The organism is Flavobacterium columnare NBRC 100251 = ATCC 23463 (genome assembly GCF_002530675.1).
Classification (GTDB): Bacteria; Bacteroidota; Bacteroidia; order Flavobacteriales; family Flavobacteriaceae; genus Flavobacterium; species Flavobacterium columnare.
This window is the reverse complement of sequence record NZ_PCMX01000053.1, coordinates 13,328-25,487: the sequence shown is the minus strand read 5'-3', so window position 1 is coordinate 25,487 and position 12,160 is coordinate 13,328. Positions and strand designations below refer to the sequence as shown.

At 33.4% G+C, this 12,160-nt stretch carries 11 protein-coding genes; 8 read left to right on the top strand and 3 right to left on the bottom strand.

Annotated features, from left to right (window positions below):
* Positions 1–308: 308 nt before the first annotated feature.
* Positions 309–1,760 (top strand): amino acid permease, encoded by a 1,452-nt coding sequence (locus B0A78_RS08120; RefSeq protein WP_097609557.1) that lies wholly within the window; start codon positions 309–311, stop codon positions 1,758–1,760.
* Between the two features lie 133 nt (positions 1,761–1,893).
* Here B0A78_RS08120 and B0A78_RS08115 read toward each other — a convergent pair whose 3' ends face one another.
* Both B0A78_RS08115 and B0A78_RS08110 read right to left on the bottom strand, forming a co-directional pair.
* Positions 1,894–2,451, bottom strand: a complete 558-nt coding sequence (locus B0A78_RS08115; RefSeq protein ID WP_097609556.1) for a hypothetical protein — start codon at positions 2,449–2,451, stop codon at positions 1,894–1,896.
* Between the two features lie 257 nt (positions 2,452–2,708).
* On the bottom strand, positions 2,709–4,220 hold the full coding sequence (locus B0A78_RS08110; RefSeq protein WP_014165618.1) for a S8 family peptidase: 1,512 nt from the start codon (positions 4,218–4,220) through the stop codon (positions 2,709–2,711).
* A gap of 119 nt (positions 4,221–4,339) precedes the next feature.
* On the opposite strand from B0A78_RS08110, the gene smpB reads away from it, so the two are divergent.
* Positions 4,340–4,795: an SsrA-binding protein SmpB gene (gene smpB, locus B0A78_RS08105; protein ID WP_014165619.1), complete on the top strand. Its 456-nt coding sequence runs from the start codon at positions 4,340–4,342 to the stop codon at positions 4,793–4,795.
* Between the two features lie 9 nt (positions 4,796–4,804).
* Here the strand turns inward: smpB and B0A78_RS08100 are convergent, their stop codons facing one another.
* Positions 4,805–5,446, bottom strand: coding sequence for a protein-L-isoaspartate(D-aspartate) O-methyltransferase (locus B0A78_RS08100; protein ID WP_014165620.1), 642 nt, complete (start codon positions 5,444–5,446; stop codon positions 4,805–4,807).
* Between the two features lie 120 nt (positions 5,447–5,566).
* Here B0A78_RS08100 and nadA point away from each other — a divergent pair, with 120 nt between their 5' ends.
* The 6 genes from nadA (at position 5,567) to B0A78_RS08070 (ending at position 12,121) form a co-directional block, all read left to right on the top strand.
* The gene (gene nadA, locus B0A78_RS08095) at positions 5,567–6,559 is read left to right on the top strand and encodes a quinolinate synthase NadA (RefSeq protein WP_097609555.1); all 993 of its coding nucleotides are present in this window, start codon (positions 5,567–5,569) and stop codon (positions 6,557–6,559) included.
* Positions 6,559–8,133 carry an L-aspartate oxidase gene (gene nadB / locus B0A78_RS08090; protein WP_077225009.1) on the top strand — a complete coding sequence of 525 codons (1,575 nt, stop codon included), beginning with the start codon at positions 6,559–6,561 and terminating at the stop codon, positions 8,131–8,133. Before nadA ends, nadB begins: the two co-directional genes overlap by 1 nt.
* 49 nt (positions 8,134–8,182) lie before the next feature.
* Positions 8,183–9,148: a Gfo/Idh/MocA family protein gene (locus B0A78_RS08085; protein ID WP_065213390.1), complete on the top strand. Its 966-nt coding sequence runs from the start codon at positions 8,183–8,185 to the stop codon at positions 9,146–9,148.
* Positions 9,149–9,223: 75 nt separating this feature from the next.
* Complete coding sequence (locus B0A78_RS08080; protein ID WP_065213389.1) at positions 9,224–10,273, top strand: DNA cytosine methyltransferase; 1,050 nt, start codon at positions 9,224–9,226, stop codon at positions 10,271–10,273.
* Positions 10,266–11,111, top strand: a complete 846-nt coding sequence (locus B0A78_RS08075) for an NgoPII family restriction endonuclease (RefSeq protein ID WP_077225008.1) — start codon at positions 10,266–10,268, stop codon at positions 11,109–11,111. Before B0A78_RS08080 ends, B0A78_RS08075 begins: the two co-directional genes overlap by 8 nt.
* 8 nt (positions 11,112–11,119) lie before the next feature.
* Positions 11,120–12,121 carry a PDDEXK nuclease domain-containing protein gene (locus tag B0A78_RS08070; RefSeq protein WP_065213387.1) on the top strand — a complete coding sequence of 334 codons (1,002 nt, stop codon included), beginning with the start codon at positions 11,120–11,122 and terminating at the stop codon, positions 12,119–12,121.
* Positions 12,122–12,160 lie beyond the last annotated feature (39 nt).

The following is a 12,160-nucleotide window of genomic DNA, read 5'->3' as shown; positions in this document are numbered from 1 at the left end:
AATTTTGTAATTATTTTTTTTAATTTCCAAATGATTTTTAAAATTTTTATTCAGTCTAAAGAAGTCTATACAATTGTATTGATTTTTTTGATCTTGTTCATACCATCATTTTAGTAAAAAAAATTACGTTGCGGGGTATTTACAAACTTATTATCAACTAATGAGCGAGTCATAAGAAAAACACTAACCTATAGCACTTTACTCCAGAATATTCATCAGTTGGTTTCTAAAGCACTCAAAATTAGTTGGCTTACCTTTGCCTCGTTTTAAAAAAATCCAGTCCAAAGGGCTGTTATAAATATACTTTTATGCTAAAAAAATCTATAGAAGCCTTACAAAAAGAGGCTGCCACAACGGGAACCCATAGTTTGAAAAGAAGCTTAGGTGGTTTCAATTTAATCATGATTGGAATAGGTGTTATTATTGGTGCTGGTCTATTTTCTTTAACTGGAATTGCCGCAGCTAACAATACAGGCCCCGCAGTTATCCTATCCTTTATTGTTGCCGCGGTAGGTTGCGCTTTTAGTGCCTTATGTTATGCTGAATTTGCTTCGATGGTGCCTGTTTCTGGTAGTGCTTATACTTACGCTTATGCTACCATAGGAGAGTTATTTGCTTGGATAATTGGTTGGGATTTGATCTTAGAATATTCTGTAGGCGCAGCTACAGTAGGTATTAGTTGGTCTCAATATTTGGTCAAATTTTTAGAGAAATTTGGGATATACCTCCCGCCCCAATTAATTATGTCACCATTTGAAACTGCAACAGGACAAAATGGAGAAATTGTTCGCGGTTTTATTAACCTTCCGGCCGTATTAATCATTGCATTGATTACAGCTGTTATTATCAGAGGAACCAAAGGATCTGCGGTATTTAACGCTATTGTTGTAACCCTTAAAGTAGGTGTCGTATTGTTATTTATTGGCTTAGGTTGGCAATATATAAATCCAGCAAACTACAGTCCGTTTATCCCTGCTAATACGGGGACTTTTGGAGAATTTGGTGTTTCTGGAATACTTCGTGGTGCTGGGGTCATTTTCTTTGTTTTTATAGGTTTTGACATCGTTGCTACGATGGCTCAAGAAACTAAAAACCCACAAAAAAATATGCCAATTGGGATTTTAGGGTCATTAATTGTATGTACGCTTTTATTCATTGCTTTTGGTTATGTAATGACTGGATTAGCCCACTATACAGAATTTAAAAACAGTGCCGCACCTGTGGCTATTGCCATTGCTAAAACGCCTTATATATGGCTAGCTACTGCCGTAATTATGGCTATTCTAATTGGATATACTTCTGTTATTTTAGTCGACTTATTAGGACAATCACGCGTTTTTTATGCTATGAGTAATGATGGTTTGTTACCCAAGGTGTTTTCGCAATTGCACCCTAAGTTTCATACTCCTTATAAATCAAACATCTTGTTATGTGTATTTATTAGTTTGTTTGCTGGATTAGTTCCTATTCATGTGGTGGGTGAAATGACTAGTATAGGTACTTTATTGGCTTTTGTAATGGTATGTATAGGTATTTTAATCTTACGAAAAAAAGAACCTAATTTACCTAGACCATTTAAGACGCCGTTAGTTCCTCTTGTGCCTATTTTAGGTATAGCTACTTGTTTGTTAATGATGTTTTCTTTACCTCTAGGTACTTGGATTAGGCTCTTTGCATGGCTGGCAATAGGCATATTAATTTATTTCTTTTACGGCAAGAAAAACAGTAAGCTGCGAAACGATAAAACATCGAGCAATTAATTTTCTGCTTTCTAAAACATAACAAAAGGTTCGTTTTTTATACTCCTTTATTAGGATAAAAAACGAGCCTTTTCAATTTTAATGAGAAAATATATATTTGATTTTACCTGATGATTTTGACCTTAGGTAACTATCATATTTTTTCTAATTCTATTACAGCTTCTAGAAATTGTATTCCTTTTACTTCTTCAAAAAAATCGATTTCGGTTTCGTGAGGTAAAAAATCTGAGATAATTCGAATGATAAAATCCTGCGGCTTTTTTAAATACATAAAAGTGTAATCCTCCATATTTACCACTGTTTGAACGGCTAGATTAGTCGTTCTAACAAATTTATCTGAAGTTAGTGAATGCAAACACGGTAAATTTGTTTGAGGATTGACCGCTATGGGTTTTCCATTTTCAAACAATCCTCCTTCGTATCCATACAAAGAGGCATTAGTAATTTCGATAGGTTTCCCCAGAGCTAGATAAGGAGGCAGTTCGCTTTCTTTTCCTACTATCGCTGCAAAGCCCATTAATACACAAAGATCATGGGCTGGTAAATTCATTAGGGTCTTTGCGGTACTTTCTCTCCCTATTCCAGAAACAACAATGTGATAAGAATGTGTTAAGTTAGAGAATTGCGATAATGCCGTTTCTACTTTCTTCTTTTCAATCTCCATTGGAGTGAGTATAATAATTTTTGCCATTTTCTTACAATAAAAATAGAACTTGCGAAGTTACTGTTTTTACTTTTAGGAGAACCAATTTTATTAATACTTATACAAACAAAGAGGGTGTCTGAAAAGTCAAAACACAACGTCTAGCCTGTCACTTTTCCTATCGTCGAAGTGACGTTATCAGCGTTATGTGATTTGCTCCACCTGCTCACTTCATTCGAGCCTCCCTTTGGTCGAAACGAAAGATTGCTCCCTTTTCGGACAACCTCTTTGATAAGTACTATTTATTATTGAACTGCTTTCAAAGCATCTGGCATACCATAACCAAATTCAGGATGTTTCTTACCATAAAATTCAGAAGATTGGCGTAACTTATTTAAAACCTGATCTCTCGTCCAAGTAGGATTTTTAGCCCATATTAAGGTTGCTATACCAGCTGTTGTTGCCGTAGCTACAGAAGAACCTCCTACATAATCACTTTGCCCTTCATAATAACTATTTACAGGTATTTTATTTCCTGTATTGCTTCTTTGCATCATAATAGCAAATTCAACTTTATTTCCTGTATGACAAATATCACATGCTTCATAACCATTTGCCTCTCTTAAACCAGTAACAGCAACGGTTTCAGGCATCCATGCTGGAAAGATAACCCCAACTGATGAGGTAAAATTGGTAGAGGTTCCAGCTGCACAAAAAATTAATTTTCCTTTACTATAAGCATATTTTATACCGTCTTCAATTTTACTGGAAGAAATAATATTTCCCATTGACATAGATATAACACGAACAGAAGAGTTGTTTCCTAAATCTGTAAACGCTTTTTTAACAGCTTCTAACTCTTGGTAACCGTCTAGTACAACATTTGAAGCAGCTCTATAGGTAATTAAGTTACAGTTATATGCTACTCCTACGGGCTGTCCTTTATCATTTCTAGGAGAGGCCGCCACGGAGGACATACTTGTACCATGCCCACATTTATCGTTTGCTCCGTCATATCCTGTGGACCAAGGCCAAATAGAATCTACATAAACGCCATATTTTTGAATTGTTCTTCCTGAAGAATCGCCATTGTTAAAATTTGCATTTAGTAATGAATTAACAGTAGAAGCTCCTGTATCTACAATAGCTAACGTAATTCCTCTACCTGTAGAGTGTCCCCATGCAGAAGGTATATTGTGATTATAAAATGCCCAAGGAACTTTGGCATTAGGTGTAATTGTTGTAAAATCTCCTGAACTAATTGTTTCGCTTTCTAGCCCACATCCAGACGAAGATGAAGAATCTTTACTTGTAGGATCTGATCCTGGTTCTATTCTAAAATCTCCTGGTTCAACATAACGTACGTACCCCAATCTTTTTAGGGCTATGATGGTTTCTTGTTTTTCAATATAAACATCTACAAGATTAAGGTAAGGATCTTCTTTTAGTAATATTTTTCCTATTTCTTTTTCTTCATACTTAGCTATAATTTTAAGCAATTGATTTTGTAGTTCTGCTTGATTTGTTGTTTTTTTTCTATCAAATTCATTTTTATTATTTCCAAAACCTATAGTACAAATTTTGTTTCCATTTTGAATTGCACTCCAAACTTCATGTGCCGTAGCCATATTCCAGTTAAACTGTTCGCCCGTTTTTACACGGAAAAGAAGCTTATCATTTATTTCTTTATTTGACAAAGGTTCTTTTTGATTTTCAGCAATTACAACATTCTCTTCTTGAGAGGAAGAATCATCATTAACACAAGAAGTAAAAGCTATAACAGATAAAAAACAAATTTTAATTAACTTTTTTTTCATTTTTAGTATTTTTTTTTGGTTTGAATTACGAATATAATAATTAAAAAATTAAAAAAACTAATTACTCATTCTTATAAATTAATTTTAATCCATAATAATTTTTATAAATTTGCAATCCTATGCAAAAAACAGTCAACATACTAAACAAAAGAGCCAGGTTTGATTACGAAATAATTGACAAGTACACGGCTGGAATAGTATTAACCGGTACTGAAATTAAATCCATCCGATTAGGAAAAGCTTCAATTGCTGAAAGCTTTTGTGAGTTTAATGGAAGTGAGTTATTTGTTATTAATTCTACGATAGAAGAATATGCTTTTGGAACGCATTATAACCATAGAGCTAAAAGCGAACGAAAACTTCTTTTAAACAAAAAAGAATTAAGAGGACTTTTAAAGGATGTTCAAAACAAAGGCTTAACCATTATTCCTTTGCGCTTATTTACGAGTGAAAAAGGCCTCGCAAAATTAGATATTGCCTTATGTAGAGGTAAGAAGAATTATGACAAACGAGAAACCATAAAAGACCGTGATAACAAGCGTGATTTAGACAGAATTAAAAAAGCCTATAAATAATTTATAGGCTTAATTTTTATCCTCTAAAAGTGGTACAAATCTAAAATCTCCAAATTCATGCTTTTCAAACTGGGTTTCATTTTTACGAATTAGCATAGTCATAATTTGAACATTTTCTCCTACAGGTATGATTAACCTCCCTCCAATTTTTAATTGCGCCATCAGAGGCTGAGGGATATATGGAGCCCCTGCCGTAACTATAATTCCATCAAAAGGAGCAAAATTAGGCAATCCCTTATAACCATCGCCAAATGTTAAATGCTTAGGCAATATTCCTAATTTAGGCAACAACAAAGAAGTTGTTCTATACAATTCATTTTGCCTTTCTACGGAATATACTTTAGCCCCCATAGCACACAACACAGCAGTTTGATAACCACTCCCTGTACCTATTTCTAATATTTTATCATGTTTTTTTACCCGTAAAAGTTCTGATTGAAAAGCTACAGTATAAGGTTGCGAAATAGTTTGACCTGCCCCAATAGGAAAGGCCTTATCTTGATAAGCAAAATCTTCAAAACTAGAATTCAAAAACAAATGTCTTGGAATTTTCCTAATAGCCTCTAATACATTTTTATCAGTAATTCCTTTTTGTTCCAAAAGGCTTACTAACTGATTTCTAAGTCCTTGATGTTTGGGTAAATCTCTCATAATTCTTGGGTAAAATTAAGACAAAAATCACACTTAACAAAACCTCTTTTTCTGATAAAACTAACAATTATCATATTTTTATTTTAATCTACTCCCTAGCTTTGTCCAAACTTTTTAGGTATGAACGATTTAGAAATTGCCAAAAAAAATTTAATTGATAATGGTTATTTAAAACTAGGAAAACAAGATATTAATTATATCGAAGAAATCAACACATTACGCAAAGAAAAAAATGCTGTCATTTTAGCCCATTATTATCAACGCCCAGAAATTCAAGATATAGCTGATTTTGTAGGAGATAGTCTTGCATTAGCGCAACAAGCAGCGGAAACAACAGCTGATTTAATTGTTTTTGCTGGAGTTCATTTCATGGCTGAAACAGCTAAAATTTTAAATCCTACCAAAAAAGTAGTTTTACCCGATTTAAAAGCAGGCTGTTCTTTAGCTGATTCTTGTCCTACTGCTGATTTTGAGCCGTTTGTAAAACAACACCCTAATCACATTGTGATTTCCTATGTAAACACTTCGGCAAGCATTAAAGCTTTAACAGATATTGTATGTACCTCATCAAATGCTGAAAAAATAATTAACGCCATCCCTCTTGATAAGCCTATAATTTTTGCCCCCGATAAAAATTTAGGAGCTTATTTAATAAAAAAAACAGGACGCGATATGCTCCTTTGGGATGGCGCTTGTTTAGTACACGAAGCTTTTTCTATTGGCAAAATTTTAGAATTATATAAAGAAAATCCAGAGGCAGAAATTATTGCTCATCCTGAATCACAAGCTCATGTATTAAAAGTAGCAAAATACATTGGCTCTACTGCTGGTTTATTAAATTACGTTAAAACATCTAATGCCCATACATTTATTGTGGCTACCGAAGTAGGCATTCTTCATAAAATGAAACAAGAAGTTCCCAACAAAACGTTTATTGCCGCTCCTGCTAATGAAGCGAATTGTAATTGTAGCGAATGTGCTTTTATGAAACTAAACACCCTAGAAAAGCTCTATTTATGTATGAAGTATGAATTACCAAACATAGAAATAGATGAAATTTTACGAAAAAAAGCCGTAAAATCAATTAATGCCATGTTAGAAATTTCTAAATAATGAGTATTTTTAAAACCGATTTTTTAATTTTAGGTTCAGGAGTAGCAGGTCTCTCCACAGCTATTAAGTTAGCAAAAGCGTTACCCAATAAAAAAATAACTGTAGTTACTAAAGATAATAAAGAAGAGTCGAATACTAAGTATGCACAAGGCGGTATAGCAGCTGTTTGGGACGAAAAAGACACTTTTGAGAGTCATATAGAAGATACTTTAAAAGCAGGCGATTACGAAAACGATTTAAATACCGTAAAACTTGTAATAGAAAATGCCCCTACTCGCTTACAAGAACTAATACAATGGGGAGCCGAATTTGATTTAAACAGAAACAATCAATATGATTTAGGTAAAGAAGGAGGTCATTCTGCCAATAGAATTTTACACCATAAAGACATAACAGGATATGAAATTCAAATAACATTATTAAGGCAAATTGAAAACTTGTCAAATATTGAATTTATCCCCCACCATTTTGCTATCGAATTAATTACCGAACATCATTTTACAAATATAAAAATAGAAATAGGACAAAAAGACATTCACTGCTATGGTGCCTACATTTTAAACGAAAAAACAAACGCCATTCACACTTATTTAGCCCATAAAACCATTTTAGCCACAGGAGGATCAGGACAAACTTATGCCACAACTACAAATCCTATCATTGCAACAGGTGATGGAATAGGTATGGCATTTAGAGCCAAAGCCGTTATTGAAGACATGCAATACATACAATTTCATCCTACAGCGTTGTATGAACCAGGTAAGAGCCCTGCCTTCTTAATATCTGAAGCCGTACGAGGCTTTGGGGCTTATTTACGCAATCAATCTGGCGAACGCTTTATGCTTCGTTATGATCAAAGAGCCGAACTAGCCTCTCGTGACATTGTATCCCGCGCTATCAACATGGAAATTAACACCTCAGGAAACGAATGTGTGTATCTAGATTGTACTCATTTAAATCAAGAGGATTTCTATAATCATTTCCCTAATATTGTTGAAAAATGTCAAAGCATAGGTATAGATATTTCTAAAAACTACATACCTGTACTACCGGCTATGCACTATATGTGTGGTGGTGTAAAGGTAAATAAGCTAGGACAAACGTCTATTCCTAATTTATATGCTAATGGAGAAGTAGCAAAAACAGGTCTTCACGGAGCTAATAGACTCGCCTCTAACTCGCTTTTAGAAGCTTTGGTTTTCGGACATATCATTGCAAAAGATATTATAAAAAATAGCAACAGTTTAAAAGCGTTTTTTCCTAAAATACCGCAATGGAACTCCAAAGGAACTGTAGAACCCAAAGAACTAATTCTTATTTCACATAACAAAAAGTCGGTTCAGAATATTATGAACGATCTAGTAGGCATTGTACGTTCAAACCAACGTTTAGAGCGGGCTTTGGATCACTTGAATTACTTATACGAAGACACTGAGAATTTGTTTAAAAAAGTAACCCTTTCGCCTCAAATTTGTGAATTACGAAACATTAATACTACCGCTTATTTAATTGTAAAACATTCGCTGGAAAGTCGTAAAAACAAAGGTGCTTTTTACAACTTAGATTTGCATTGATTTTTGAATAAATCGAATAAAAGATTTACATTTGTTCAAATTCTTAATTATGCTAAAAGTAGGCGTTTTAGGTGCAGGTCACCTTGGAAAAATACATTTACGATTACTTAATCAATCTAAAAAATACGAACTAATAGGCTTCTTCGACCCTTATGAAGACAATGCTAACAAAGTAGCGACCGAGTTTGGTTATAAAAAATTTGACACCATTACTGAATTAATCAAGGCAGTAGATGTAGTAGACATTGTTACTCCTACCCTACAACATTTTGAATGTGCCCAACAAGCTATCGAAGCGGGTAAACATATTTTTATTGAAAAACCAATAGCTAAAACCGTCGCGGAAGCTGAAGCCATTATGGCTCTAGCAAAAAAACACAACGTAAAAGGGCAAGTAGGACACGTGGAGCGTTTTAATCCAGCTTTTATGGCGGTTAAGGACAAAATCAGCAACCCGATGTTTATAGAAACTCATCGTTTGGCTGAATTTAACCCTCGCGGTACAGATGTCCCTGTGGTTTTAGACTTGATGATTCACGATATAGATGCGATTTTAAGCGTTGTAAAATCAAAAGTAAAGTCGATTAACGCCAGTAGCGTAGCGGTTATTTCTGATTCGCCCGATATTACCAACGCTCGTATTGAATTTGAAAACGGTTGCGTGGCTAACATCACATCCAGTCGCATCTCTATGAAAAACATGCGCAAATCACGATTTTTCCAAAAAGATGCTTATATCTCGGTGGATTATTTAGACAAAGTATGTGAAGTAGTTCGCATGAAAGATGCTCCAGAAACACCAGGTGATTTTGACATGATACTTCAAAATGCTGAAGGGGTAAAAAAACAAATTTATTTTGACAACCCAGGTATTCATCCAAATAATGCCATTTTAGATGAATTAGAGTCTTTTGCCGATGCTATTAATCAAGATGCAACACCTGTGGTTACACTTGAAGATGGCACGGAAGCCTTACGTGTGGCGTATCAGATTATTGAGTGTATTGAAAAGTAATACTTATTCAATGTTCAAAATTTTTAAAATAAATTTATTACTCAAAGAGTAGTTAATTCAAAAACTTATAAAAAAATGAAAATAGTTTCTTTTTTTGCTGGTGCCGGAGGTTTGGATTTAGGATTTCAAAAAGCAGGTTTTAATGTAATTTGGGCAAATGAATACGATAAAGAAATATGGGAAACTTACGAAAAAAATCATCCACATACAAAACTAGATAGAAGAAGTATAGTAAATATCCCTGCCGACGAAGTTCCTGATTGTGACGGAATTATCGGAGGACCACCATGTCAAAGTTGGAGCGAGGCAGGTGCTTTAAAAGGTATCAACGACAAAAGAGGTCAACTTTTTTTCGATTTTATAAGGATATTAGAAGCTAAACAACCTAAATTTTTCTTAGCAGAGAATGTAAGCGGAATGCTTTTAGGAAGACATTCAGAAGCACTTAAAAATATTCAAGAATTGTTTAGAAACGCTGGTATTGGTTATGAATTATCTTTTGAAATGCTAAATGCATCTGATTATGATGTACCTCAAGATAGAAAGAGAGTTTTTTTTATTGGAATAAGAAAGGATTTAAAATTTAAATTTATTTTTCCGAAATCTTATTTTAAAAAATGCACTCTAGAAAACGCTATATTCGATTTAAAAGACACTGCAATTCCTGCTAAACAAGGAAATAAAACCAATAGTTGCGATTGTAAATATCCAAATCATGAATATATGACTGGTGATTTTTCAACTATATTTATGTCTCGTAATCGTGTAAGGTCTTGGGATGAACAATCATTTACAATTCAAGCTGGTGGAAGACATGCACCAATCCATCCACAAGCGCCTAAAATGAAATTTATAGAACAAAATATAAGAATATTTGAACCAGGAAAAGAACATCTATATAGAAGATTAAGCGTAAGAGAATGTGCCAGAATTCAAACATTTCCAGATAATTTTATATTTCATTATAATTCTATTTCTGCAGGTTATAAGATGATTGGTAATGCTGTTCCTGTTAACTTAGCTTTTCACCTAGCAGAAAGTATAAAGGAACAAATCATAAAAAATGAAATTTTAATAGAAAATCTCTTTCTAACTAAACAAACATTATCTATACTAAATGACTAATATTTTAGATGCTATTTATAACATCTCATTAATTCAAGACCTAAGCATTGATGAGATTATTTTCGGAAATAATAAAGCAAATAATATGGGGGAAGGGCTTGAATCTTTTATTAAAGATTCATTTGCCAATACATTTAATGAAGATAATAATAGAATACTATCTGAAAAATATTCTGCATTTTTTTCATACGAAGGCTCTAAAAACAACCCTCCTGATTTGATGATAAAAAATGGAGACGCACTGGAAATAAAAAAAGTCGAATCTTTAACTTCTGAATTACAATTAAATAGTTCTCATCCAAAATCTAAATTATACTCTTCTAGTCCACTAATAAATAAACATTGCAAAAACTGTGAAATATGGGATGAGAAAGATTTCATCTATACTATTGGTCATATACCTAACGGTACAAAAAAACTATCTTCACTTTGGTTTGTTTATGGCTCAATCTATTCAGCTGATGAAGAAATTTATCTATCAATTAAAAATGAACTAGCTAAAAGTCTTGAAGAAAACCAAAATTTACATTTTTCAGTAACGAACGAAATTGGAAGATTAAACTTTGTCGACCCTCTAAAAATAACTAATTTAAGAATTAGAGGTATGTGGTTATTACAGCCTCCATTCAAAGTTTTTAAAGATTATTATGAATACAAAAAAGAATCTAACTTCCAATGTTTTGCATTTATTCCAAATGATAAATATATTTCATTTCCTATTGAAAGTAGAAGTAAGGTAGAAAATTCTAATAATATCAAAATTGAAAACATAAAAGTTAAAAACCCTAACAATCCAGTCAATTTGATTGAAACAAAATTAATTACATATAGATTCTAATAAATATAATGCTCTCCAATCCAACAATAATAACCGATATTAAATCTTTAATATCAAATGCGCGAACCTCAGCCATAAAGGCTGTAGATTATCAGCGCACTTTATTATATTGGCACATTGGCGAGCGGATTTTCAACGAAGAACAACAAGGAAAAGATAGAGCTGATTACGGAGAATATTTGATAAAATATCTTTCGGAACAATTACAACCTGAGTTTGGAAGCGGGTTTTCGTATAGGGAACTACATCGCTATCGTCAATTTTACAGAACTTTCCCAATTGTGGACTCACTGCGTACACAATTGAGTTGGACGCATTATCGAACGCTAATTCGCATTGATAATGAAGACAAAAGAGAATATTACATAGCCGAAACTGCTAAAGACAATTGGTCTGTAAGACAAATGGAGCGTCAAATCAATAGCCAATTGTACGAACGGCTACTCTTAAGTAATGACAAAGAAAGTGTATTGGCCGTAGCTCGCAACGAAGTACTTCCTACCCATCCTAATGAAATTATCAAAGACCCCATGGTACTAGAGTTTTTAGGATTAAAAAGAGAAAGTGCTTATTATGAGAAAGATTTAGAACAAGCCATTATTACACATCTTCAAGATTTCTTATTGGAATTAGGCAACGGTTTTTCATTTGTGGCGCGACAAAAAAGAATTCATTTAGAAGGCGATGATTTTTTTGTGGATTTAGTTTTCTATAATCGTATGTTGCAGAGTTTTGTCATCTTCGAAATCAAGACACACAAACTTACCCACGAAGACCTAGGGCAACTGCAAATGTATGTCAACTATTTTGACCGAGTAGAAAAATTACCTCATGAAAAACCAACAATTGGTGTACTTTTGTGTGCCGATAAAAACAATGCCGTCGTAAAATTTTCTTTACCCGAAGAAAACAAAACAATACTTGCTAGTCAATATGAGTTGATTTTACCTTCGGAAGAGCAGTTGTTAAATGAAATAAAAAAAGAATTCAATAATAAACCAAACCATTAATCCCTACGCACCCCTAGTAGGAAAAATTATTTAAGAAAT